The sequence below is a fragment of the Lentilactobacillus farraginis DSM 18382 = JCM 14108 genome (assembly GCF_000583655.1).
Classification (GTDB): Bacteria; Bacillota; Bacilli; order Lactobacillales; family Lactobacillaceae; genus Lentilactobacillus; species Lentilactobacillus farraginis.
On record NZ_BAKI01000001.1, the window covers coordinates 149,242 to 175,136 of the forward strand.

The 25,895-nt window shown below is 42.9% G+C and carries 21 protein-coding genes, 1 tRNA gene, 3 pseudogenes and 1 other annotated feature; of the genes and pseudogenes, 8 read left to right on the top strand and 17 right to left on the bottom strand.

The window, feature by feature from the left end:
- Window positions 1-52 precede the first annotated feature (52 nt).
- Together JCM14108_RS00775 and JCM14108_RS00780 are read left to right on the top strand one after the other, a co-directional pair.
- Complete coding sequence (locus JCM14108_RS00775; protein ID WP_035177425.1) at window positions 53-751, top strand: DUF2238 domain-containing protein; 699 nt, start codon at window positions 53-55, stop codon at window positions 749-751.
- A 26-nt stretch (window positions 752-777) separates the two neighbouring features.
- Window positions 778-861 (top strand) — tRNA-Leu (locus JCM14108_RS00780).
- Window positions 862-1,306: 445 nt separating this feature from the next.
- Here JCM14108_RS00780 and JCM14108_RS00785 read toward each other — a convergent pair.
- From JCM14108_RS00785 to JCM14108_RS00830, 12 genes are all read right to left on the bottom strand, one after another.
- Window positions 1,307-2,812 (bottom strand): aldehyde dehydrogenase family protein, encoded by a 1,506-nt coding sequence (locus tag JCM14108_RS00785; RefSeq protein WP_051995942.1) that lies wholly within the window; start codon window positions 2,810-2,812, stop codon window positions 1,307-1,309.
- 167 nt (window positions 2,813-2,979) lie between these two features.
- The gene (locus JCM14108_RS00790) at window positions 2,980-3,735 is read right to left on the bottom strand and encodes a serine hydrolase (protein WP_035177427.1); all 756 of its coding nucleotides are present in this window, start codon (window positions 3,733-3,735) and stop codon (window positions 2,980-2,982) included.
- Complete coding sequence (locus JCM14108_RS00795) at window positions 3,732-4,622, bottom strand: C40 family peptidase (RefSeq protein WP_035177430.1); 891 nt, start codon at window positions 4,620-4,622, stop codon at window positions 3,732-3,734. The genes JCM14108_RS00790 and JCM14108_RS00795 overlap by 4 nt, the downstream gene beginning before the upstream one ends.
- 163 nt (window positions 4,623-4,785) lie before the next feature.
- Complete coding sequence (locus JCM14108_RS00800; RefSeq protein WP_035177432.1) at window positions 4,786-5,868, bottom strand: dipeptide epimerase; 1,083 nt, start codon at window positions 5,866-5,868, stop codon at window positions 4,786-4,788.
- Window positions 5,869-5,882: 14 nt separating this feature from the next.
- On the bottom strand, window positions 5,883-7,502 hold the full coding sequence (locus tag JCM14108_RS00805; RefSeq protein WP_035177436.1) for a peptide ABC transporter substrate-binding protein: 1,620 nt from the start codon (window positions 7,500-7,502) through the stop codon (window positions 5,883-5,885).
- A gap of 126 nt (window positions 7,503-7,628) precedes the next feature.
- Window positions 7,629-8,180, bottom strand: coding sequence for a C39 family peptidase (locus JCM14108_RS00810; protein WP_035177439.1), 552 nt, complete (start codon window positions 8,178-8,180; stop codon window positions 7,629-7,631).
- Window positions 8,180-9,286 carry a P1 family peptidase gene (locus JCM14108_RS00815; RefSeq protein ID WP_035177441.1) on the bottom strand — a complete coding sequence of 369 codons (1,107 nt, stop codon included), beginning with the start codon at window positions 9,284-9,286 and terminating at the stop codon, window positions 8,180-8,182. The genes JCM14108_RS00810 and JCM14108_RS00815 overlap by 1 nt, the downstream gene beginning before the upstream one ends.
- A gap of 26 nt (window positions 9,287-9,312) precedes the next feature.
- Window positions 9,313-9,792, bottom strand: coding sequence for a CPBP family intramembrane glutamic endopeptidase (locus JCM14108_RS00820; protein WP_237745659.1), 480 nt, complete (start codon window positions 9,790-9,792; stop codon window positions 9,313-9,315).
- Complete coding sequence (locus tag JCM14108_RS14930) at window positions 9,783-10,019, bottom strand: hypothetical protein (RefSeq protein ID WP_237745660.1); 237 nt, start codon at window positions 10,017-10,019, stop codon at window positions 9,783-9,785. Before JCM14108_RS14930 ends, JCM14108_RS00820 begins: the two co-directional genes overlap by 10 nt.
- A gap of 20 nt (window positions 10,020-10,039) precedes the next feature.
- Entirely contained in the window at window positions 10,040-10,978 is a 939-nt protein-coding gene (locus JCM14108_RS14935) for a S8/S53 family peptidase (RefSeq protein ID WP_237745661.1), read from the bottom strand.
- Window positions 10,933-11,895, bottom strand: a complete 963-nt coding sequence (locus JCM14108_RS14940; protein WP_237745662.1) for a protease pro-enzyme activation domain-containing protein — start codon at window positions 11,893-11,895, stop codon at window positions 10,933-10,935. The genes JCM14108_RS14935 and JCM14108_RS14940 overlap by 46 nt, the downstream gene beginning before the upstream one ends.
- Window positions 11,896-11,936: 41 nt before the next feature.
- A complete protein-coding gene (locus tag JCM14108_RS00830) occupies window positions 11,937-12,182 on the bottom strand; it encodes a hypothetical protein (RefSeq protein ID WP_051995944.1) in 246 nt (81 codons plus the stop codon).
- A 123-nt stretch (window positions 12,183-12,305) separates the two neighbouring features.
- On the opposite strand from JCM14108_RS00830, the gene mscL reads away from it, so the two are divergent.
- From mscL to pgmB, 3 genes and pseudogenes are all read left to right on the top strand, one after another.
- Window positions 12,306-12,683, top strand: a complete 378-nt coding sequence (gene mscL, locus JCM14108_RS00835) for a large-conductance mechanosensitive channel protein MscL (RefSeq protein ID WP_035177444.1) — start codon at window positions 12,306-12,308, stop codon at window positions 12,681-12,683.
- 122 nt (window positions 12,684-12,805) lie between these two features.
- Window positions 12,806-15,522 (top strand): annotated as a pseudogene (locus tag JCM14108_RS00840) (glycoside hydrolase family 65 protein).
- Window positions 15,523-15,538: 16 nt separating this feature from the next.
- Entirely contained in the window at window positions 15,539-16,213 is a 675-nt protein-coding gene (gene pgmB / locus JCM14108_RS00845) for a beta-phosphoglucomutase (protein ID WP_035177445.1), read from the top strand.
- A 90-nt stretch (window positions 16,214-16,303) separates the two neighbouring features.
- On the opposite strand, the gene JCM14108_RS00850 is transcribed toward pgmB, so the two are convergent.
- Window positions 16,304-17,074, bottom strand: a complete 771-nt coding sequence (locus JCM14108_RS00850; protein WP_035177448.1) for a Cof-type HAD-IIB family hydrolase — start codon at window positions 17,072-17,074, stop codon at window positions 16,304-16,306.
- A gap of 153 nt (window positions 17,075-17,227) precedes the next feature.
- Here JCM14108_RS00850 and JCM14108_RS00855 point away from each other — a divergent pair, with 153 nt between their 5' ends.
- The gene (locus tag JCM14108_RS00855; RefSeq protein WP_035177450.1) at window positions 17,228-17,881 is read left to right on the top strand and encodes a deoxynucleoside kinase; all 654 of its coding nucleotides are present in this window, start codon (window positions 17,228-17,230) and stop codon (window positions 17,879-17,881) included.
- 111 nt (window positions 17,882-17,992) lie between these two features.
- Here JCM14108_RS00855 and JCM14108_RS00860 read toward each other — a convergent pair whose 3' ends face one another.
- The 3 genes and pseudogenes from JCM14108_RS00860 to pepV form a co-directional block, all read right to left on the bottom strand.
- Window positions 17,993-18,787: a DUF3658 domain-containing protein gene (locus JCM14108_RS00860; protein ID WP_235807102.1), complete on the bottom strand. Its 795-nt coding sequence runs from the start codon at window positions 18,785-18,787 to the stop codon at window positions 17,993-17,995.
- A 181-nt stretch (window positions 18,788-18,968) separates the two neighbouring features.
- Window positions 18,969-19,451 carry a universal stress protein gene (locus tag JCM14108_RS00865; RefSeq protein WP_035177453.1) on the bottom strand — a complete coding sequence of 161 codons (483 nt, stop codon included), beginning with the start codon at window positions 19,449-19,451 and terminating at the stop codon, window positions 18,969-18,971.
- Window positions 19,452-19,472: 21 nt separating this feature from the next.
- Window positions 19,473-20,875: pseudogene (gene pepV, locus JCM14108_RS00870) on the bottom strand (dipeptidase PepV).
- Between the two features lie 117 nt (window positions 20,876-20,992).
- On the opposite strand from pepV, the gene JCM14108_RS00875 reads away from it, so the two are divergent.
- Both JCM14108_RS00875 and JCM14108_RS00880 read left to right on the top strand, forming a co-directional pair.
- Complete coding sequence (locus JCM14108_RS00875; protein WP_035177456.1) at window positions 20,993-21,826, top strand: NAD(P)H-hydrate dehydratase; 834 nt, start codon at window positions 20,993-20,995, stop codon at window positions 21,824-21,826.
- Window positions 21,827-21,984: 158 nt separating this feature from the next.
- On the top strand, window positions 21,985-23,049 hold the full coding sequence (locus tag JCM14108_RS00880) for an acyltransferase family protein (RefSeq protein WP_035177458.1): 1,065 nt from the start codon (window positions 21,985-21,987) through the stop codon (window positions 23,047-23,049).
- A gap of 106 nt (window positions 23,050-23,155) precedes the next feature.
- Here JCM14108_RS00880 and leuS read toward each other — a convergent pair.
- Window positions 23,156-25,574: pseudogene (gene leuS, locus JCM14108_RS00885) on the bottom strand (leucine--tRNA ligase).
- Window positions 25,575-25,644: 70 nt separating this feature from the next.
- Window positions 25,645-25,859, bottom strand: a binding site (T-box leader).
- Window positions 25,860-25,895 lie beyond the last annotated feature (36 nt).

Here is a 25,895-nt window from a genome sequence, read left to right on the forward strand (position 1 = left end):
CGATTAAATTGTAGTCGATTTTCTAACTTCGTCAAGGGGGATTTTGTACATAATGAAAATAAATAAAATCAGATTGAGTACGTGGCTCTGCGTCATCAGTATTGTTTCGATGGTTGGCTATTTGGGATATTATGGCTATTGGTTTTTCACAGGTCAGCCCAAATTTTCAGATCAATCACTTTTACTCATTGAAGTGGCAATTGGCATTCTAATCGCCCTATTGCCTTACTTGATTGAAAAAATCGGTCGTTTTTACTTCCCGCAGATTGAGCTGATTTTCTTTTATATTTTTCTTTATATGTCTATTTTCCTGGGGTCCGGTCTTCAATTTTACGGGGTTGCCTACTGGGATAAATATGAACATGTTTTGTCTGCTGTAATGTTGGCCGGGTTGGGATACGCTATTTTTCAAGGCATTTCCCGCTCAAAAAGAAATGCTTGGGAAAACCCCTTTTTAATGAGTTTGTTTTCCTTTACGTTTGGGGCCACCTGCGGTATTTTCTGGGAATTCTACGAGTTTACCGCTGATGGCCTTGGCGGTATGAACCTGCAGCGTTACGAAGCAGCCGGTAAACTTCTGGTTGGCCGGGCAGCTTTGATGGATACGATGACTGATTTGATTGCGGATGTCACCGGCGCTTTTCTAATGGCGTTAATCGGTTATTTACTGATGAAACACAATCCGGAAGCGGGGCGTTATTTATTTTTTAAATCAAAACGTCAAAACATCTTTTCAAGTTACAACTTTTAGTGTAAAATAAACTATGTTGTTTTGATGCCCCAATGGCGGAACTGGCAGACGCGCAGCGTTCAGGTCGCTGTTTGAGTAATCAAGTACAGGTTCGAATCCTGCTTGGGGCATTTTTATGAAGAATAAAGAACTTTTAAAAAATAAGAACCTTGCTAAATCAACGTTTAGTGAGGTTCTTATTTTTCAGTTAGCATTAAAAAACATAAGAAACCGAAATTTTTTTTGCACAAAATTTTGCACATCATATAATTTACACACCGTATAAAGCAATTTTTTAAAAATTTTCACCTTTTTTAATCGTAATTAGATATCGAGGTGATTAAAAATGGAATTAAAAGCAAAAATTGGTTGTGGAAAAAAATAATTTGTTACTTAGTTTTAAAAAATGTGATTTAATTTCAATGAGTTTCAACCACTTTCACTGCTAAAGAGGGGCGATATGTCAGCTTGAGGCAATATAAATACTATTATTAAAAACAGAGCCTTGCTAAATTAACTTTTAGTGAGGTTCTGTTTTTATCTAAACTTATAAAAATGATTCATTTGAATAGCCAACTAGCCGTGTTGATACCAGCCAACCGGACCAGGGGTTAAATTGATATTAATCTGTTTGGTTTCCTGATATTCTCTTAAGCCGGCTTCTCCCAGCTCGCGACCGATACCACTCATTTTATAACCACCCCAAGGTGCTTCATTAAAAGTTGGATTGTAGCAGTTCACCCAAGTAATACCGGCACGGATCTCCTTAATCACTCGAAGCGCCTTTGCCCCATCGCTTGTAAAGACGGCTCCGGCAAGACCATAACGGGTATCATTGGCAAGCTTAACCGCCTCTTCTTCCGTTTGAAATGTTTGAATCGTCACAACAGGGCCGAAGATTTCTTCTTGAACAATTCGCATGTGTGACGTACAATCGTCGAAAATTGTCGGTGCAATAAAGTTCCCCCGCCCATAAGGCGGATCCGTCAGCCGGTAACCACCACAAACCAACTTGGCTCCTTCTTGCTTACCAATCCGAATGTAATCAAGGATCCGATTCAACTGGCGTTTGGAAACTACCGGCCCCATGTCCGGATTATCCAAACCGTTGCCTATCGTCAAAGCCTCGGCCCGCTCTTTTAGCCGCTTGATAAATTTATCTTTCAAACGTTCTTCAATAATAATCCTTGACCCTGCTGAACAAATTTCTCCCTGATTCAGAAAAATTCCCAGCATTGCCCATTCCACTGCACCTTCAAAATCAGCATCGGCAAAAATAATATTGGGAGATTTACCACCAAGTTCCAGCCCGATTTTTTTAACATTACCAGCTGCAGCCCGCATAATTGATTGGCCAACCGCGGTACTCCCCGTGAATGTAATCATATCAACGTTTTCATTTTTTGCCAATTCGGCACCAACCTGCTCTCCCGTTCCAATTACTAAATTGGCCGTGCCTGCCGGTAACCCAACTTCATCGAAGATGTCAAATAATCTAACAGTGGACAACGGTGTTATTTCACTAGGCTTAAACACAACACTATTACCGGCTGCTAACGCTGGCGCCAGTTTCCAAACGCCCATTAATAGCGGATAATTCCATGGCACAATCTGAGCGCAAACCCCAACTGGTTCATGAATAGTACTTGCGGCCATTCTGCCAAAGCCGTCATTAACACCATAATTACTGCCGCTCGGGGCCTTAATCAATCCAGCATAGTATAAAAAACAGTGATAGGCATCATCAACATCCCCTTCAGCCTCACGCAATGGCTTCCCATTGTCGACAGTATCCAAATAGGCTAATTCATCTCGATTCTCACTAATTTTTTCAGCAATTTGATACAGAATGTCGGATCGAGCCTGCGTGTTCATATCTCGCCATTCCCGAGTCACATAAAATGATTTTTGGGCCGCTAAGACTGCCCTAACAGCATCTTCTCTGGAACTTTCGGCCACAATCCCGATTAAACTGCCAGTGGCTGGGTTATAGACATTTCGCTGTTTTCCACTCATCGCCGGCTGCCAACGACCATCAATATAGTTTCCCTTAAAAGTAGTCACAGTTTCACTTCTCTGCATACATATCGCCTGCTTTTCTTAATTTAAAAACAATTAAAATGATTAAAAGGCAACTAATGTTATATCTTCTAACATTAGTTGCCTCATATATTACCACTTAACGTTTCAGCAAACAACCAGGATTGTCAAAACTGCTTTATCATTTTAAACCTGACTGTGCATCTTAACTATCTATTTAAAAGATAATCAGCACATTTTTCACCAATCTGATTAAACAACTGAATTGTTTTTGAACGATCTCTCGAACCAAAGGTCAGCAGTGCGACCGAAACAGTGTGGTTGCCATATACAAATTCAGCCACGTCATGGTCAATTTGATAACCCTCACCGGTTTTGTTAAACACCTGAATACCATTTCCCGATTCATCAAAAGCACCGGCTAACTTATAGCGAAACTGTTGATTCAAAAACCACGGTTTGGCAATCGGATACTTTGCCAATACCATTTCCAATAAGCGTTGACTTTCACTAACCGATGTATAATTATCAAGCCCGTTTCTTAAAGCACTTGTATCCATCAAATTACGATTAAGTCGGGTTTTAGTGAATCCTCGTTGTTGTAAATATTGATTAATTTTTGGTTTGCCAACACTGTCAATCACAAAATTGGTTGCCGCATTATCGGAAACGCTAATCATCAAAGCCAATAAGTCTCTTAACCGGAGTCGGGGAATTGAAAGTAATTGCAAAACACCCGCGCCACCAACCATTTTATCAGGATTCAGTTGAATTTCTCGAGATAAATCCTGATGACTGGCCAAGACGTAATTTATAACAGCCAATTTAATTAAAGAAGCTGACCGAAATTGCCGATCAGCATTAATGGCCAGCTCCTGTTGACGGTCAATTTTAATTGTGATGCCGATTTCATAAGGTTGACTGGTAATCAATTTACGAATTGAACGAATCAAGTCCGCTTTCATCGCCAATATCTCCTAAACCCTGCAAATTCAGCCGCAAACTTGGGCTCAGTTAAGCTGGCAATGTCAACTGTTTTTCCCGGTGTCCTGGATTCAATCATTTTACCGTTACCGATATACATCCCGACATGGTGCACATAACCTTTGCCATGATTATAGGCAAAGAAGACCAGGTCACCCGGCAAAATAGCCTCCGGCGCAATTGGCATACCGCCTTCACGTTGATCGTCAGCATCTCTGGGGATTTCAAAGCCCAAAACCCGATGCAGCGTGTAGGCCAAACCGGAGCAGTCAAAACCATAAGCGCTGATACCGCCCCACAAATAACGCATTCCAAGAAATTGCCGTGCCATTGCCACCATTGTTTCACCAGCATTCTGTTCCGCAAATGGTACAATTGCCGCTTCCTTTTTTAAGTAGCCCTTCCCAAACGGTGTCGCAACCTCAAGAAAATCACCGTCAATTCCGGTTTCCGGCAGAATGGTTCCCAGGCTGACAACCATTAAGGGTTCCTTATTTGCATCATACAATTGAGCTGTTTTAACCGCAACTCGAACCGTTGATGTGACGGGTGGATAAGTGATCTGTCGATCAGTCAGTAATTTCGCCGGTACCCAGCCGGGATACCCCCTGGAATCCGAATCGTCTTTTTGATTGACAACAAACACCTTTGCCCAATCACCATCAAAATGGTCAATTATCAATTCATCATTAAATAACGCCTGTGTCTCCAAAAGATCATCATCGCTCAGTTGAACGGACGCTTCATCACTCATTTGAGCAACCCAGCTCTTGACGTCACCGGCCAACGCCGGTTGATCCACTTGTCGCGGTGCTGTTTTGGATTTCCAGATAGTTGCCACAGGTACTTTAACACGTCTTGTTTCCACCGTGACACCCCCTATTCGTTTTTAATTATGATACCACGAATATCACTTTCAATAAATAAGAGCGACTTTTCAATGCCAATCCATAAACCTAATCAAAAAAAGAAGCGCCGCCAAATCGCGCCGCTTCCATTTCGCCAAATCTTTTATTCAACTAATGGTCATTTTAATGACGGTCCTGAAATCCCAATCCAGGGACGTCAGGCAGTTGAATCCGCGCTTTTTGATTAATTAAGCCTCCCTGAACGGGATTGCTTGAAAACATCATTGAGGCATCCAAGTCGACATACTTCACATTGCGTTTGGCTGCAGCTAAATGAGCCGCTGCCGTTACCGAAACAGAAGACTCGATCATACTGCCGACCATACAGGAAATACCGGCTGTTTCCGCTAAAGTATTGATTTTTAAGGCATTATCAATACCACCGGCTTTCATCAGCTTTAGATTAATCAAATCGCATCCCCGCATTGAAATTAACCGCTGCGCATCTGCGACTGAAAAAACACTTTCATCCGCCATAATCATGGTTTGAGTATGCCGGGTCACGTAAGCCAGCCCTTCAAAATCAGCTGCCGGCACCGGCTGTTCAACCAGTTCGATTGCCAATCCCATTTGGGCCATCCGGTTAATTGCGGCAACTGCCTGTTTATGATGCCAGCCCTGATTGGCGTCCAACCGTAGTTTAACCGACGGGCCAACCGCTTGGCGAATGGCAGCTACCCGTTGCACGTCCGCGCGTTCCGATTGACTGCCAACCTTAATTTTTAATGTCGAAAAGCCTGCCGCAATCAAGTCCTGCGCTTGACGAATCATTTTTTCCGTTGAATCAACACTGACCGTATAGTCTGTTGTAATATGGTCCGCGTTACCGCCCAAAACTTGAACCAATGGGACGTGATAGTGCTGCGCAATCAGATCATTAACCGCAATGTTTAAGGCCGCTTTAGGACTCGAATTATGCACCATTGCCTGATCGATTGTTGCCTTAATATCTTCGGAATTAATCAGGGACTTACCAATCAATTTGGGCCCGATAATATCATTAATCGCTTCTTTTATACTTGAAACGGTGTCACCGGTAATGACCGGTGTGGGCGCTGCTTCACCAAAGCCCACCAAGCCATCACTATCGATCACCTTGATGATAAGTGTTTGGGCGGTTGTTACCGTTCGTAAAGCCGTTTTAAACGGTCGCTTTAAAGGAACCGCTTCTTCGGTAACCAAGATTTTTTTAATAACCGGCGTCACTTATAAGCGCCCCCCTACTTGATGTAAGCATCTTTAAAGTTGTAATTTGCGCCGGCAGTGTTGTAAATCACATCTTTAACGTTTGATTTAATTAACCATTTTTCACCGGATTGATACAGTGGAATAATCGCCTGGTCCTTTAAAGCCAAGGTTTGTGCTTTGACCATATCATTCCACCGAGACTGGGCATTGCTGCCGTCATCATTATTACTTGCATCGATCAACTGATCATATTGCGTGTTCTTCCATCCTGAAATATTACTTGGGTTTTTAGACGTTAAAATATTCAGGAAAGTAATCGGATCGGAAAAATCAGCAAACCAATTGGCAACCGTTGCCTGGAATTGATGGTTTGCCTGCCGGGATAAGATAACCCGACCGGGAATATTATTTAAAGTTACGTGAAGTCCTGGCAACTTCTCAAGTGCGCTTTGCAGGTATTCACTCAACTGCTTTTGATCATACGTATCCGAATTCAGCAATGTAAAGTGCAGTGATTTAAGCCCAACTTCCTGAAGGCCCTGCTTAAAGAGCTGCTTTGCCCGGGTCGGGTTATAGGACATGGACGCAGGCGCCGTTACATCTTTGGTAAAGTCAGTCCCATCCTTCGGTGAAACGGCCAGTCCTTTCGATACAAAGCTGTCAGTGCTGATTGCCCCGCCGGCAACAACTCGGTTTGCCAACAATGGCCGATTAATAATCATTGACATTGCCTGGCGGATCTTCAGGTTTTTAAAAGCCTTCAGTCGTTGATTAACGGCAATATAATAACTCGACGATTGCTGCCGTGAAACTAAATCTTTCTTCTTCTTCATTTGTTTGGACTGGGTGGCCGACAATTGAGCCATATCTAAGTTATCCTGATTAAATAAGTTTAGCCCGGTTGACGGATCCTTAACGACTTTGAACTTCACATTATCTAGCTTGACATGCTGTTTATCCCAATAAGTATTATTTTTCTTTAGTGTCCAATTCAAGTTTGTTCCGGTCCACTTTTTCAGTGTAAACGGCCCGTTATAAACTTGTGTGCCGGATGATGTCCCGTATTTGCTGCCATACTTATTAACTGTCTTGGCGTTTTGCGGGAAGAATACCGGAAAGCCCATCAGCAGCTTGAAGTACGGAATTCGCTGTTCCAGCGTCACCGTCAATTGATACTTGCCATTTGCTTTAATACCAAGCGACGAAACGGGGGCCTTTTTATTTTGGATTTTATCAGCATTTTTGATCCCCGAGAATAAATAGCCGTACTGGGAAGCTGTCTTGGGATTTAACGTCCGCCGCCAGGAATAAACGAAGTCCTGAGCGGTAACCGGATCACCATTGCTCCATTTAGCGTTCTTTCTAAGCTTAAATGTATAGGTCTTCCCATCTTTTGAAATAGTCGATGAAGTGGCAATCCCCGGCTCCACCTTGCTGTTCTTCCCAAGCCGAAACAAACCTTCATCAACGTTGTTTAAGACGTTAAAGGTGCCAACGGCCGTTGTCTTTGACGGATCAACCGTTGTTAATTCCGAATCAGTCGACGTTGTGATCGTTTTTTTCTGTTGGCCTGTTTTTTGGCCACACCCAACCAGAATTAACGAAATGCCGGCAATACTTGCTAACATCGATATGTTACGAGACATGTGCATCATCATCACTCCTCAAAATATGTGCGATTCTTAACGAACCCCGCTTAAACTCTAATTTAGCATAAATATTATAAAAAAACAGGCTTTTTTAATGAATTTTTCATCAAGCCCGTTAAATTTACATATTTAATTAATGACGGCAACCGCCATTCGCCGTGTATTATAAATTGCTTCGAACTTTTCCTTCGCCAGCCAATATTTGCCATCAATCGGATCACTGACATGAACCTTTTGATCGGAAAAACCATCCAACAAAACTGCATGGTTATTTACCGGTACCCTGCCAAAGGGATATATCTCCCAATCCGGTGCCTCAAAATGAACCGTGACATAAGTAACGACCGGATTATGTTTTGCGACTTCAGCATACAACCAGGCGGGGGCTGCACCGCTTAAATCAATCAGCCGGCCATATTGTCGGCCCCAGTTCAACAACGGCCGAACAAAAATCGCTTCAAACTTTCCCGATTGGTTTTTAAAAGGAGACCCACCAAAACCACGATAAGGATTACCGGCTTGATTGATCGGCATCGTTTTTAAAAATTGGCCGTAACTCAAATTTAGTGCGCGGCATTTAAAATGAAGCCCCATCAATAAACTGGCCGCCTCGCAACCATTGACGGCTCCCCAAGCCATTTGACGAATATTTTCTGCTCCCAACAAAATCTGTTCTGCCATCATTTAACCCCTAATTGTGATTTAACGTTGTCAACCATTTCAGTATACTGCGGCTGGCTGACTTTAAGCTGCTGCAAAGCATCAGTTAAGGATAACCGCAATCGGCCCTTTCGATCGATCACCGATTCAGCGTGAACCAGTGAACTTAAAACAGCTTCGTCTACTGAAGCCGCGGCTGCTCTAAAAAATAAATCGATTTGGTTATCGTTAAACCGGGTGATCGTCTCAAATTGACGCTTGGCAAAGTGATTAATCAGATTAGTCGTTGAAAAAGCAAAAACAATTTCACCACTGCCATTGCCAATGAAGCCGCCGGTTCGATTAATGCCGACCGTCGCGCGCTTGGCCAACCGCTTTAGTTGACGGGAATTTAAAGGCGCATCCGTTGCCAACACCGTAATGATAGAGCCCTTCTCCTCTTTTTGTTTATTGGCAGCAATTAACTTAGCCAGTGGCTTGCCGATGGGAATCCCATTAACAATAAAGTCATCCAAAAAGCCATAATTGGTCATTACCAGCGCACCAACTGTATACTGATGATCTTGGTCAACTTTAACAATCCGGGAAGAAGACCCGATACCGCCTTTCAAATCGTAACACATCATCCCCCGACCGGCGCCAACTGCCCCTTCGGCAAATTGACCGTCAGTGATGCTTAATGCCCGGGAAACGTCACTTTCGGTTAATGCCATTTTGCGAATGTTGGACACATCACCATCGTTACATTCCGCGACCACTGGATTAACGGTGCTGGTAGTATCACCGATTTCCTTGTTCTCTGCCAGCAGCTGCTTTGTCAACGCATTAATGGCGGTACCAACTCCGAACGTATTGGTAAGTAAAATTGGCGTCTCAATTGTTCCCAGTTCGTCAATCTGCACCAAACCGACACTTTTTCCGAAACCATTGATGACATAGGCGGCTGCCGGCACCTTTTTTCGAAATAAATTTCCCGGATGCGGCCGAATTGCAGTCACGCCCGTATGAACATCGCCATTGTCGATGGTGATTTGCCCTACCCGAACGCCCGGCACGTCCGTAATCAGGTTTAAACTGCCTTTAATCCCTTGAGATAAGTCGTTTACAAGTGGTTGTTCAAGTCCCATTTCAAATTTCCCCCAACATCGTTGTCCTAATGGCTGTTTAATGTTACCTGAAGCAGCATCATACCCATTGCGATTAAATTATTTAAAAAGTGCAGGCCAATCGGCACCTTGATATTATTGGTATGAACGTACAAATAAGCCAACGTACCGCCCAAAATTGCATACGTTAAGAAACTGATGACGTTGATATCTGCCATGTGTGGGAACGCAAATAAGACGCCACTAATTACAACTGCCAATGCTTTGGTCCTGGTCGTGAACATGGCGCCAATCAGAAAGCCCCGAAATACCAGTTCTTCCAAGATTGGCGAACAAAAGACCGCCGTAAACCCCATTAAAACCAAGGTGAAGTGATTGGTTCCCATTATTTGATAGATTACTTTGTTGTTTGCCGTTGATGTTTGATGATAAATTGCCTGGTTCAATAAGCCAAGCCCAATCTGAATAACAAAAAATGACACATACGCCACCAAAATCATCGAAACATCTTGACGGGTTAATGGCATTTTTGAGGATGCGCGTATTTTCGATAACAGTAGACAGCAATCGTGATTGCCAATGCAAACCCCAATAAATAAATGCCTGCCCAAGTGTACCGGCCAATTGCCGAATAGTGCCCATACATAATAAATGACAATGGTAATTGAACAATTAAAACCAGTACTACCAAGCCAACAAAAACGGCAATCCGCTCAAAATAGTCCCCTGCTCTTAGTTGGTTGTTTTTATCCATTTAGTCCTCCTGTTAATATGTTATGAATTGAACAGTTTGTCCAGCTTGTTAAAATCAACCGTTCCCAAACCAGTTGCCTGGTTATACAATTTTCCCGGTTGACCGGTGTAATATAAATTCGTGTTATTGGTTCGACTGTCCAAAACCGTAAATGGTGAATTGGTCTGCGCGGCAAAGCGATAAATCTGCGGGTTCCAAAAGCCCAACCGGCCAGAAGTATTATTTGACATTAAAATACTGGCAGCTGCCATCTGCGGGGCAACGACACTGGTGCCGCCGGAAACTTCCCACTCACCCGTAGCTGAGGAGTCTTTCTTGGGTGTTATGAAAATGGCATACCCGGTATTCGGATCCGCATTTGCTGATAAATCCGGCACATTACGGCCCTTAGCTTTGCCACTGACAGCAACCGGCTTATCCAGCAGTTTGGCCTTGCCGTTTTTAAACGACCAAAGTCGAGTGGCATCATAAGTGCCAACACCACTAAAGCCGGATTGATACTTGGGAACTGCATTATAGCGGCTGAATCCGCCACCACCGCCGGCAAAGAAAGTTTGAACCCAATCTTCAAAGCCGTTGAACTGCTGATTCTTATATTGCGGATACAGAAATTCGGAAGCCCAGGCCCGTTCCTTATTAATTTGAACCGTTTGCTTATTAACGTTATAAGTTCGCGGCAGTGTTGTTCCGCCGACAGCTGTCACAAAAGGCGAATTAGCCGGTGTGTCAACGCTCAATGCAGTACTGCCACCCGAGATTCCATCGTAAGCGCCATTATCGCCGCTGGCTGCAAACACGCTGATTCCTTGGGCAGCCGCCTGTTCAAATAATAAATTCATAATCTGATTGTATTTGGCAGGTGTCACCCCCTGCTTGATTTCATACGCCAGCTGGGCTTCACTCTGCCCCCAGCTCAACGATAAGACATCAACTGTATTCTGCCCGGTGGCTGCTGCCAATGAGTTAACCATTCCGGTAATATTGGGCTTGCCAATGTAGCTCGAATATTACTATCCGGCGCCACCGCGCCAGCCTGCTCAATATCGGTTGTCGTTTCGTTATAGCCGTCCCAAGTACCCCGATAGCCGTTTGTTCGATAAGTACTTAATCGATTAGATTTAACATCAATTCCCATCCCGTTCCAAAACCGGTAAGCATCGCTGGGATGATAATTGGCAAAAGAAATAATCCCAATCGTCTTACTACGGCCGGTTGAGCCATTATCATAAAGCTTTGAAACCCCATAATGACCGATAAACTTAGCCGGCGAATACCGTTTGGCAACCTCCGTTTGGCTCAGACCAACCGCTGCCCGCGTATAAAGGGAAGCCGGCTTGTAGGTAAGACTGCTTTTAGAAACGGTCGTGTATGTTGATAATCCCATGACTGCCAGAATTGACTTGGCAAATGATTTTGGAATGGTTGGCTTTTTTGTCGTCTTTTGGTAAGTTGTTTTATTCTTTGAAACGTTGACCAGCTTAACCTTAAATGCCTTCTGGATATTTTTAGTTGACCCCTTAACGGCCATAACCAAGTTACCACGATAAACAACCGTCTTTAGGTGGTATCGATTCAGATAGTGACGGAATTTTTGAACGTTTTTGGTAGGTTGACCGAATTTGTCGGCAAATTGGCCGGATGTGACAAATTTACGATAATTTTTAGCTGTCGGGTCAACTGATTGATAAACAAATTGATCCAATTTCTTTTGGCTTCGTGGTTTTAGCACCACATCGATCAATTGCTGTTTAGAAGCAGAAACAGCCGTTGTTTTGGTTTTTGCCGAAGCCGAAGAACTTTCAATTACGCCTGCCGTTATAGCAACAGTACTGGTCGCAACGATCAATATTAATTTCTTTAGTATCTTTTTTCGCATAAACTTCTCCTCGAATCAGACTATTTTGGGATTTGGCTTGCTTATTCTTCGGAGGCCCCTTCCGAACGGTGCTTGGCAGCTGCTTTCTCCAAAGCAGCCTTGCGTTGGTCTCTTGCACGAACAATTGAAATGACCAGTGGTGTAATCACCAAATGCATCACAACAATGGCACCGATCCAAATGATAATAAAGCGAATCGAGTTCCAGGCCATTTGCCTGGTTAAGTAAAATGCCCCTGTTAAAATTAAAATAATTAATAGCAAAATTAAGCCGACTTTTTTCTTCATAATTTAAATTAAACATCCTATTCTAAATTAGTAACGTTCAGAGCGCTGGTTTGTGACCCACTCCTTGGTCAAGTATAATTGATGTGAATACAATAACACAAGCATTACTCGGAGGTGAAGGAAATGTTGAAAGAATTTAAAGCATTTATATCCAGAGGAAATGTGATTGACCTGGCTGTCGGGGTTATTATTGGCGGTGCTTTTACAGCCATCGTCACCTCACTAACGACCAATTTGATCAATCCATTCATTGGTCTGTTTTTAGGCCGCATCGATTTATCCAATCTAGTTGTAAAAATCGGTGGAACAACCTTTAAATACGGTGCCTTTCTGAATTCGATCATCAACTTTTTAATTATCGCGTTTGTGGTTTTTGTCCTGATTAAAGCCATTAATCGCCTTGTCAAAAAGGAACCGGCAAAACCAACCCCGGACAAAAAAGAGGTGCTTCTGGAAGAAATCAGGGACCTGCTGAAAGAAGAAAATCAAACGCCAAAATAGGTTCCCAATTCAACCGCAAATGACTTTGAAACGCCAATTTATTGCGCTTCGTACGCCTTTGTTCTAGAATTAAGTTATTAGAAAAACTTTATAATGTCAAAAATTCGAGAAGAGGTTTTGTTATGAGAACGTTTGCTATCAGGGCCCGCGACGGGGTCATGGAATTAAATTATTCAGAAGATTCCAACAAACCGCCCTTTAGAAAGTTTATGATCACATACAACCCCAAATTTTCAATTGGCGATAACCTTGAAAATATTAAAGCCGCTTTAACCGGGCTCCCGGTTGATGCCGCTATCATCGAAAATTCATTGAATTACGAATTTTCAGATACGATCATTGGAATCAATCACCAAAAGATCGATATTGGTTTGGCGATTGCCAACATGATGAATATTCCGGTTGTTAATCTAAATAAAGTCAAAGCCGTTGGTCTGCAAAAAGCCGTTTCCGAAAAGGCCGATTACTTGAAATGGCACTTGGATTACTATGGCGAGTATAGCGGAAAACGAAACTATGGTCAGGAAGCCATGCTGACAATTGGTAACGGCTACTTTGGCCTTCGAGGCGCCTATGTTGAATCAAATGCCGACCAGGATAATTATCCCGGCATGTATGTCGCCGGCGTTTATAATCAACTGACAACCAATATTAACGGCCGTGACGTTGTTAATGAAGATTTGGTTAACCTGCCAAATTCACAGTTTATCAGTTTTGGTGTTGACCACCAAAAGCCGTTTAAAATCAAGAAGGAAGACATTCAAGATATTTATCGCAGCCTTGATTTAAAAACCGGTGTTTTAACCACGACCCTTCATATTCAATTGTCAACCGGCCACATTTTACAAGTCCGGGCAACTAAAGTAGCCAACATGACCAATTGGCACCGCTATGCCATAAAATACGAAATCAAGCCGATCAACTTTTCCGGCAGCCTGCAGGTTTACTCTGAAATTGACGGCAGCGTTATCAACGGCAACGTCGAACGATACGCCGATTTCAACCAGCACCATTTGGATATTATCGGCATGTCGGCTCACGACAACCAGATTTCAATGGCCGGTCAGACAAAGACTTCCAAAGTTGCTTTTGTTATTAACGCCAAACTGGATAGTCCAGATCTTGATCCGGCAAAAGTTATTAATACGGATACCGAAAACCAAATTATTCGCCAAACACTTAATTTGAATGTCGAACCGGAAAGCAGTTACGAATTTGAAAAAAATGTTTCAATTTTCACCGGTGATAGCGGTGATAATTCTCTTGAAGAAGCTGCGCAAAAAGAACTGAACGCTTCGTCATTTCAAGATACCCTGGCAGACAGTCAGAAGTTTTGGAAAAATGTTTGGCAGAAATCAGACATTCAGATTACCAATGATATTACCAGTCAGAAGCTGACCCGAGTAAATATTTATCACTTATTGGTAACCGGAGCCGCCTTGGCATCCGGAAAACTGGACGCTTCTGTAGGTGCCCGGGGGCTTCATGGTGAAGCTTATCGTGGCCACATTTTCTGGGACGTTACGTTTGACCTGCCGTTCTACGCAATTCACTATCCGGCAATTGCCAAGCAATGCCTGCTTTACCGTTATAATCGCATTGGCGAGGCCCGCAAATATGCCAAATCCGAAGATAAACAGGGGGCCATGTTCCCATGGCAATCCGGCATGTATGGTGATGAACAATCACAATTTGTTCACCTCAACCCTGTTAGTGGTAACTGGGACCCTGATAACAGCCGGCTCCAACGGCACGTTTCCATTTCCGTAGCCTATGATGTTTTGAAGTACGTTCAGATTACGGGTGACGATAGTTTTATGGCCAAGTATGGTTTGGAAATGCTGTTGTCAATTTGTAAATTCTGGGTCAGCATGGCTTCTTATGATAAAAAAGCTGATCGCTATGATATCCATAACGTCATGGGGCCCGACGAATTTCATGAAGAGTATCCAAATGCGGACGAGCAGGGTCTGACCAACAACGCCTACACCAATATCATGGTTTCCTGGCTGTTTGATAAAGTTGCCACCCTGGTTTCCAATCAAAAGACGGCCGTTTTAAAGGCGGCTAATGAGAAAGCCGGTACGGATGAAAAACTGCTAACGCAAATGCATGATATTGCCCACAAACTTCGGTTGGATATCAATGATGAGGCATCATCGGTCAGTTTGCCGGTTACTTCAACCTCTCTAAGCTAAATTTCGATGCCTACCGGAAAAAGTACGGTGATATTTCCAGAATCGATCGCCTGCTTAAAGGTGAAGGAAAATCACCGGATTCTTATCAGGTTGCCAAGCAGGCGGACACGTTAATGGCCTACTATGAACTGCCGTTTTCCGAGGTTCAGGATGTCATCACCCGCTTGGGCTACAAACTGCCGGCAAATTACTTTACCAGCAATCTGCGGTTCTACTTGGATCGAACCACCCATGGCTCAACATTGTCACGAATTGTTTACTCAGTTCTGGATGAAATGGACGGCAGCATGGATCAATCCTGGCAGTTATTCTCAACCGCCCTGTTTTCCGATTATTACGATATCCAAGGAGGGACCACGGCTGAAGGAATTCATTTAGGTGTTATGGGCGCCACGCTCCAGATTGAGACCGGTTGCTACGGAGGTGTTCGGCTGGAATCAAACGAAGTATCAATCAATCCGCATCTGCCACAGAATTGGCAAAAAATTTCATTTAAACAAGCCTATCGGGGAATCAATTACCAATTTGAAATCACCCACCATGATGTTACCGTCGCGGCAGATGCCGGTACACACGTTAAAGTAGCGGGTAAAGATTATTCCCTAACCAAAAATAAAGCGGCAACAATTTCCTACAAATAACGAGGAGTGACTTGAAATGGCAAAATTTTCTGACATTAAGGGATTTGTTTTTGACTTGGATGGTGTTATTACGGATACGTCTGTTTTTCACAGTCAAGCCTGGCATCAGGTAGCCGATAAAGTCGGCGCGCCATGGTCTAAAGAACTGGAAGACGGCTTAAAAGGCATTAGCCGAATGGATTCACTGGAGATGATCTTAAAGGCCGGGAATCTTTCTGATAAATACACGGAAGACCAAAAAGTCGCCTTGGCAACCGAAAAAAATACCAACTATTTAAAGTTGGTTGACCAAATGACGCCAGCTAACATCCTCCCGGGAATTAAAGCCTTCCTAGACGAAATTAAAGATCACGGTTACCTACTGTCATTGGCTTCCGCCTCAAAAAACGCACCGAAAGTATTGCAGAAACTGCAGTTAACAGACTACTTCCCAAAGATTGTTGATCCAAAGATCCTTTCCAAAGGTAAACCGGATCCGGAGATTTACCTGAAAGGCGCAGCATTAATTGATCTAAAGCCGGAACAATGCATCGGTGTTGAAGATGCTGCGGCCGGTGTTGAATCAATTAACGCGGCTGGTGAAACGTCGATTGGCATTGGTGACAAACAAACTCTAAAAGATGCGGACATTCACTTTGAGAATACGGCTGACATGACTTTAGCCAATATTAAAAAGCAAATGACCGAATAATTTGTTAATCATAACTTAATTAAAAAACGGGATTGAGTCCAACGCAGTAATGCCTTGGATTCAATCCCGTTTTTGATTTTCTAATCAGTCCTACTTGATCAAACCGTAATGTCTCAAACCATTCACAATCCCATGATTAATATTGGACGTTGTAACAAACGAGGCTTTTGCCTTAACATCGGGATGCCCATTGCCCATTGCCACTGGATAATCAACCTCTTCGAACATCTGCAGGTCGTTTAATTGATCACCAAATGCATACGATGGGATCTTATCCAAGTGCGCTTCGGACAGCATCGCCTGAATTCCGGTTTGTTTGGAAACACCCCAGTTCATGGTATCCAAACAACGCGGATTATTTCGAACCAACGATAATTTACCCTTGAAATGATCTTGGTAAAGTTTATCTTTATCATAATTAAAAACATTTAGGAAATTGACCTGATGGGTTTTATAGAAAGTCGGGTCAACGTGTGGTGTCAACCGCAGCAAACGATAATTAACCTTTGTTAATTCGTTTTCGGCAGTTAGCGCAAATTCCGCATTATTATAGAACGAAATCACATCACCCTGCTCTTTGGCAAAAGCCAAAATTTCTTCGATAACGTCATCCGGAATTTCTTCAGCTTTCAGTTTTTTACCTTCATACTGCACGTAACTGCCGTTTGCGCTGACTAATGAATCTATTCCGGTCTCATCAATGACATACTGAATTTCAAAAATGTTTCGACCGGTGGAAATAATCGGCAGAATATTATTTTCCCGTAATTCATTGACTGCCGCGATGTTTTCCTTAGAAACATTCTTTTCATTATCAAAAAAAGTCCCGTCAAGGTCAAAAAATACAACCGCTTTATACATTAGTTTACCTCCATTCGATTCACTAATCTTATTGTACTACTTATTTAAACCGCACTTGGAAAAAGCAACCTGAAAATTCCGATTTATAGATGTTGTGGTATCAAAATTTATGATACACTAGATATCGTATATTTTATTAAAAGAGGGGCTACCATGGTGATAATTACAGCAGGTATGATCGGCGTTGGCAAAACAACTTTAACAGGCAAAATCGCAGCACACTTAGGGACCAAGGCATTTTTTGAACCGGTTGGCGATAATCCTGTCCTGCCGCTCTACTACTCAAATCCTAAACAATATGGATTCTTATTACAGATCTATTTTTTAAATAAACGCTTCTCGATGATTAAACAGGCGCTAAGTGACGATAACAACGTCCTGGATCGTTCGATTTACGAAGATGCCCTTTTCACCCGGGAAAACAATGCGGACGGCAACATCAGTGATACAGAGCTGGCAGTCTATCTGAAGCTTTTGGATAACATGATGACCGAATTGGATCAGCTTCCAAAGAAGGCGCCCGATTTATTGGTCTATGCTGACAGTGACTTTGAAACAATTAAGTACCGCATCAAAAAAAGAGGTCGGGATTACGAACAGTTTGAAAATAATCCGGAACTGGAACATTACTATTACAAAATGTGGCGGGCATATCAGCAATGGTTTAAAAACTATGACGTTAGTCCAAAGCTTAAAATCGATCTTCAAAAGTATGACCTTTCAGAACCCCAAAATGTCGATCTGGTACTTGGAATGATTGATGAAAAGTTAGCAGAGATCCGCGATCCCCGTCAAGCAGCGATGTAAATCATCTATATTCACGATATTGTCACAATATTAATCAAACAAGGCCTTGAAACGTCCGCTTACGACTGCTTCAAGGCCTTGATTTCATTTGTTTGATCAATTTTCAACCGGTTAATTTTGAAGATTCCGCAATTTAACCCGCCCCCACTTTTGCTGCGGCGTTTTTTCATACCAAAGTGCCTTTTTAGAAATTAAATAGTCGACCCGGTGTCGATACCACCAGGCGGGTACGCCACTTGGCCCATCCCCCAGCACTTCGCCAATTACCTCAGGAATCTTTTTAAAATCAACCGGACTGACATGGGAAAGCAAAAATCGGTCGTAAAAATTAATTGGCTGGCTCATCAAATGGCCATTAATCATAATTCTAAGCGGGGTATTATCCTTTCGCAGATCCCGCCACAGATAACTGTGAGCAATTCGCGTATCCCTTAGCAACGGCTGTTCACCACTAAATAAATGGTATTTGGCAAAATCAGCTGTCGATAATTCACCCAAACTATGGATACTAAATAAGAATTGTTCATAAGAAAGAATCAGGGGAACATGAACCGATGTTACCTGATTTTGTGCGTCTCTTAAATAATCACACAACCAGGCAAAGCCACAGCTGTCATCCGGCAGATCCGTCCACCAAATCCGCAGCGGCTTTTGTTCAATAATAGCTTGATCCAATGCTTTAAGACCGGCAAGTATCGATTGATACCATTCATCGGTATCATCATGGCGTTCATGGGTATTGCGGATTTTCAATAGCGTTTTTCGGGTTTCAAGCAGATTGGTTTGCGCAATATCCCCCAATCCCAACAGTAATGGTAACAAAATAACCTGGCAGTCAATCTGATGGGTTGTATAATAATGTTTTAAAGTTACGGCAAAACCATCGCTAAATACTATATCAGCCACGCAAATCCCTCATTTTTTCAAAATTTTGATACTTCCTCGAAATGACAACTCTGAAAATTATAAACGTTTCCGGTACATAATTGCAAATAAATCATCAACCAATTCAAAAAAGATTGTGAAACTGCTGAAAATCGGCCAGGTTTCACAATCTTTTTAATGATAATTCCGACGTTTTTAGTTTTTAGAGGCGCTTCTTTTTATCCCGGTGGACGATAAAGACGTCACACGGGGCGTGAGCGATAACGAAGGCTGCCGTTGACCCCAATGTCAGGCGGGTAAAGAAATTCACACCCGTTGCCCCGATCACAATTGCGTCAATTTTCTTATCAGCAACAATTTCAGTGGCTAATTGGGTTTTGGGATCACCATAGGAAACAAAGCCTGCCACTTCCGACACCCCTGCTTTCTTGGCTTCGTCAACGTAACCCTGAACCAAATTCTCAAAATTATTTTTTAAATTTTCAATGGTTGACGGATCAACGTTGCCAAACCCAATCGAAGCTGATTTGGACACACCAATGAAGTCTCGATTATTAATAACCGCTACAATATATAATTTGGCGGCATTTCGATGAGCGATCGCAATCGCCTTTTTTACAGCTTTTGCGGCAGTCTTGGAACCGTCAACCCCTACCAGAATCCGGTGATAATTAAATTCCAACATATGAAACACCCCAATCGAATGTTATTTGGCTGTCAACTCATAAATGGACTGGCCGTAGATCGCCATTGCTTTCAGTAAATCATTAATCGGTTGAAATTCGTTGGCCTGGTGCATCGTATCTTGAGTTCCCGGGAAAAGCGCACCAAATGCCACGCCACGGGGCATCATCCGTGCGTACGTGCCGCCGCCAACAACTTCAGGTTTCACATCTTTGGCACCGGTCTGTTGGGCGTAAACTGCCAATAGGGTTTTGACAATCGGATCATCGGGATCAACATAATGTGGCACCATATGGCTGATTTCCTTTACCTCGCCACCAAGCTTATCAGCAACTTTTAATAATGCCTGTAAAATTTGCGTATCGTTTATTCCCTTTGGATAGCGGAAATTTGTATTGACCAAACCACCCGTTCGAAAGTCAAACTTCATAATCCCAACATTCATCGTCAACTCACCCATAACATCGTCAACATGGTTGACACCGATTTTATGAGCTCGCGTATCATCATGAAGATACTCGGCGATAAACGAAAGAAATTGTTTAGCGGCGCCTTCAAAATTAAATTGGTTCAGAAAGGCAGCCAAATAAGTTCCCGCGTTAATACCGTTTTCAGGCGCCATCGCGTGGGCCTGCTTGCCGATTAGATGCACGGCAATCCCATCGCCAGTCGCTTTAATATCACCTGATAATGGCTGTTTGTCCAAAAAGTCGGTAAAGGCGTCCACAAATTTTTCATTGTTATCCGTTTCAATCAAAGCCGTTGCGTTTCCCGGCACCATATTCGTTCGCAGCCCTGAATCAAATTCTTTAAGGGTGTATTCAGCACCATTCGTTTTACCAAAGGTTGTCTCGTAAGCCGCATTTCCCTTTTCACCATTGATAAGCGGAAATTCAGCATCCGGCGAAAATCCCAATGTCGCTGCGGCTCAACCTCAAAGTAATGCTTCATACCAGTCCAATCACTTTCTTCATCGGTACCGATAATCAAGCGGATCTTCATTTTTGGCAAAATCCCGTTGTCTTTTAACATCCGCAGCCCATAGTAGGCAGCTAAGCCGGGGCCTTTATCGTCAGATGTTCCCCGACCGTACAAATTACCGTTCTTCTCGGTCATTTCAAAGGGATTAGTTTCCCAGCCGTCACCGGCAGGCATTACATCTGCATGTGACTGCATCGCAAACGTCTGCTCGCCTGAACCGTACTCAATATACCCTACTAGATTGTCCAGATTTTTTACTGTAAAACCATCCCGTTCACCAAATGATAAAAATTTTTGAAGGGCTTTGGCCGGGCCCTCACCCAAAGGATAATCGTCTGTTTTGTGTTCGTCGTCCCGCACACTGGGAATACTGATCAATTCCTTTAAATCACTTAAATACTGATCACGATACTTCTCAGCCTGCTTTTGCCAATCGATTGTCATTGATTCTCACTCCTGTCATCTTATGTTTATATTTTAGCACATCTCACTGTGCTTGCAGGTCACGAGCAATGGTATACTGAGTTTGAAAAGATCTTTGAGTTGGAGGGGATTTTAAAGATGAAGGAAATTACAAACGATATTTTAGCAAAGGTTATTCGTAAGCGGCCTGCAGATAGTTATAAGGGCACTTATGGTCGGATTGCCTTAATTGGCGGTAGTCAAAACTTTGGCGGTGCCATTATTATGGCTTCATTGGCCGCAGTCTATTCCGGAGCCGGACTGGTTACCACAATAACTGATCCCACAAATCAAACCAGCCTTCACGACTGGCTGCCGGAAGCTATGTTTGTCGACTATCACGATTTAAAAACAGCGGCGCCAATTATTAAAAGCGCTGACGTGGTTGTCATCGGGCCGGGGCTGGGAACCGACAACAACGCGCTGTCTATTCTAACCAAAACCTTTGAATTGGCCCATGACAAACAAACATTGGTCATTGACGGCTCCGCTTTAACGTTGATTGCCCATAACCACTTGGCTCTGCCCGAAGCATCCCTGAATATTCTGACCCCTCATCAAATGGAGTGGCAGCGAGTCTCGGGTATTAAGATCGCCGATCAAACGCCCGAGAAAAATCAAGCCGCTGCCAACCAGCTAAACGCAATTGTGGTTGTCAAATCCCATCGAACAGAGGTTTATGCAGCCGGTAAAATTTATCAAAACACCGGCGGTACACCCGCGCAAGCAACCGGTGGTATGGGCGATACGCTGGCAGGGTTAATCGGTGGCTTTACTGCTCAATTTGATAATAAAACCAACGCAACCCTGGCCGCAGTTTACACTCACAGCGCGATTGCCGATAAATTGGCAAAAAAACAGTACGTTGTGTTACCTCACCAAATCAGTGAGGCCCTGCCAAAATTCATGCTTAAAAACCAGCGGACCAACTAATTTACAATTTTAAGCCAAGAGTGGGACGAAAGGCAGTTAACCGCCTTTTGTCTCACTCTTGTTTAAATCGATAACATCCAATTAGTCTTTTAATTGTGAGAACTGTAATCAAAAATTATTGTCATTCAACCCCCAAATGCACTAGAATATTGTTATATGTGTTAAAAAATCGTAGAGGTGAAGAGTTTGTGAGTAAAAAGAGAATCGAATGGATTGACGTGGCCAAAGCCATCGGGATTGTCGCGGTTGTATTTGGTCACGCCATGACTCGGCATGGGACTATGTTTCACTTCCTATATTGGTGGCATATGCCAATCTTCTTTATTATGGGTGGTTTTTTCTTAAAACCCATTATTAATAATAACTGGTGGGGATTTATCAAAAAACGAATTATCCCGTTATTAATTTCCTATCTCATTTGCGGCAGCGGCTTAATCCTGCTTTCACACTTTATTAGAGGTGAAAGCTGGTCATACACGGCGTTTTATTTTGTCCGCCTACTATGGGGTGGCCGAACACTGAATCACTACCTAAGTGTCTTCTGGTACATTAACGTTTATTTACTGGCTTTGGTTCTCACATCCATTGTGATTACATATGTCAAAACACGTGAGTACCAAATCATCATCGCTTTTATTTCGCTAATTGTTTCGACCAGTTATAAACACGTCTGGTTCTTCAATTGGAAATATATTCCCTGGGATTTTGACGTTGCGTTCATTGCGTTGTTCTTTATGTTGTTCGGTTATTTATATTTCCATAAAATTCAGCAGTTCGTAAAAGATTTATGGATTATGATTCCATGTGGCTTAATCACACTATGGATTTTCTGGATGCAGCATATGGATCGCTTTAATTTTGCTTTTTACTTAAAGTCCAAAATTATTCACGCAACTTTCCATCATATTCCAATTTCGCGGGTATCCTACATTTTGTTTATCCCGATTCTAATTTGTATGGTGGTCTTTAGCTTCAGTTATTACCTCTGTCAATTTTTCCCACAATTCGTTATTAAGCCAATTCAATTGCTTGGCCAACAAACCCTTGGGATTATGTATCTTCACAAGGCAGTCATTGATATTATTGATGAAATGGGCTACAAGAGTGCCATTATGGAAACCATTCTGGCGGTTATTATTTCATTCATCTTATCGCTGCTGTACGCTTACTTAAAACGCCGATTTAAGCAGAACCGGCATAAAAACATCCCCGTCAATGGGTAGCCAATCGGGTTAACTCTCAGAATTTTAAGTTCAGTCAATTAAAAATGGTGATCGGTCGCTTCTTCAAGAAGAAACCGGTCACCATTTTCAATAATTTAAAAACTGCTTATTTAACAACAATATTAACAATTTTGTTTGGCACAACAATCATCTTTCGAATCGTCTTGCCTTCAAGATAATGCTTAATATGTTCATCCGCTTTGGCAGCCGCTTCAACATCATCTTTAGCAGCATCTCGAGCAATCTTCAAATGCGCCCGAACTTTGCCGTTAACCTGAACAACCATTTGAACGGTATTTTCAACTAGTTTATCCGGATCATAAGTTGGCCACTTTTCGTACGTAATTGTTTCATCATGACCCAACAATTGCCAAAGTTCCTCTGCAATATGCGGCGCAACCGGTGACAGCATTTTAACGAAGCCTTCCATATATTGGATTGGCAGGGCATCCACCTTATAAGCTTCGTTAACAAAAACCATCATTTGAGAAATACCGACATTAAAGCGCATATGCGCAAAGTCATTCGTAACAATTTTAACCGTCTGATTATAAATTTTGTCAAGTTTACCATCATCAATCGTGGTTACCCGGTCACGCAAATGATTGTTGTCATCAATCATTAGTCGCCATACCCGGTCCAACCAGTGATGGGCACCATTGATTCCTTCAGTGCTCCAAGGCTTGGCAGCATCAATCGGCCCCATAAACATTTCATAAACCCGCAGCGTGTCAGCACCGTATTCCTTAACAATATCATCCGGGTTAATGACGTTTCCCTTTGACTTCGACATTTTTTCATGATTGGTACCTAAAATCATTCCTTGGTTAACCAACTTTTGGAACGGTTCCGGTGTTGGAACAACTCCCAAATCATACAGGAATTTATGCCAGAAGCGGGCATATAACAAGTGAAGCACCGCGTGTTCAGCACCGCCGACATACAGATCTACCGGTGACCAATACTTCAACTTATCCGGCGCAGCAATCGCCTGGTCATTATGCGGGTCAATGTAGCGCAGCCAATACCACGAACTACCAGCACTGTGGCATTGTGTTTGTCTCACGTTTTCCTTTACGGCCATTTTCATCAACAACGTTTACCCAATCAGTCAGATTAGCTAATGGACTTTCCTTACCGCCGGACGTTTGAATATCCTTGGCCTTGGGCAGCCGCAACGGTAGCTCATCTTCAGGAACCAGCGTCGTTTCACCATCTTCCCAGTGGATTACTGGGATTGGTTCTCCCCAATACCGTTGACGGGAGAAAATCCAATCCCGAAGTCGGTAATTGACTTTTTCTTTACCGGCATGATGATCTTTAAGCCAATCAATGGCTGCCTTAATGGCATCTTCTTTGTTCATACCGTCCATAAAGCCGGAATTAAAGTGGGGGCCATCGCCGGTATAAGCTGCGTCTGCAACATCGCCACCTTCAATCACCGGGACAATTGGTAAGCCGAATTTTTTTGCAAATTCATAATCCCGATCATCATGAGCCGGGACCGCCATAATCGCACCCGTTCCATATGATTCAAGCACATAGTCACCAATCCAAATTGGCACTTCTTTGCCGTTAATCGGATTAATTCCATAAGCACCGGTAAAGACCCCACTCTTGTCCTTGTTTAAATCCGTTCTTTCCAAGTCGGATTTACGTGAAACCTTTTCTTTATAGGCCGCAACCGCTGCCTTTTGTTCTGGTGTTGCAATCTGATCGACTAATTTGTGTTCAGGGGCCAAAACCATGTATGTAGCGCCAAATAACGTGTCGGGACGAGTCGTAAACACTTCGATTTGATCATTCTCATGTCCTTTTACTTTGAAGAAAACACTGGCTCCCCGTGACCGGCCAATCCAGTTTCGCTGCTGCTCTTTAATGCTTTCAGGCCAATCAACCAAATCCAAGTCATCAATTAACCGATCCGCATAGGCCGTAATTTTCAAAACCCATTGCCGCATTGGTACCCGATAAACCGGATAGCCGCCCCGTTCGGTCTTTCCATCAACAACCTCTTCATTGGCAACAACTGTCCCACCCATGAAATCCGGCGCCCAGTTAACTTCGATATTATCTTCATAGGCCAGGCCCTTTTTATATAACTGTTCAAAAATCCACTGCGTCCATTTGTAATAAGCCGGATCAGTGGTATTAATTTCCCGATCCCAGTCATACGAAAAACCAAGTGAGCGAATTTGTCGCTTAAAGGTTTTGATATTTTGAGCCGTAAAACTGCGTGGGTTGTGGCCGGTCTTTAAGGCATATTGTTCTGCCGGCAGGCCAAACGCGTCCCAACCCATTGGATGAAGCACGTTTTTACCCTGCATCCGGGCCATTCGGGCCATAATATCAGTTGCTGTATAGCCTTCAGGGTGCCCAACGTGAAGCCCCTGACCTGATGGATAAGGGAACATATCCAAAACGTAGTACTTCTCCTTGTTGGTATCATCCAGCGTTTTAAATGTCTTGTGTTCTTTCCAATAATGCTGCCATTTACGCTCAATTACATCATGATTGTATGCCATTTCTGTAACTTCCACCTTTCAATTTCTTAAATTAACGAAAAAAAGCCTACAGGAAGCCATATTCAACTTCCTATAGGACGATTAATCGCGGTACCACCTATATTCTTAACGCCGACCACGGGCGTTGAGCACTCTAAACATTGATAACGGCGATTAACCGACTTAACCTACTAAATTTCAATCAAGCATTCGACGATGAGTTCATCATTAATCAATCCGGATTTTCAACACCCATCCGGTTTCTTAAATTGATTCATAATTACTAATTCGTCTCTTCATTTTCATTAATATTGAGATTGTTGCCTATTATCATAACAAATC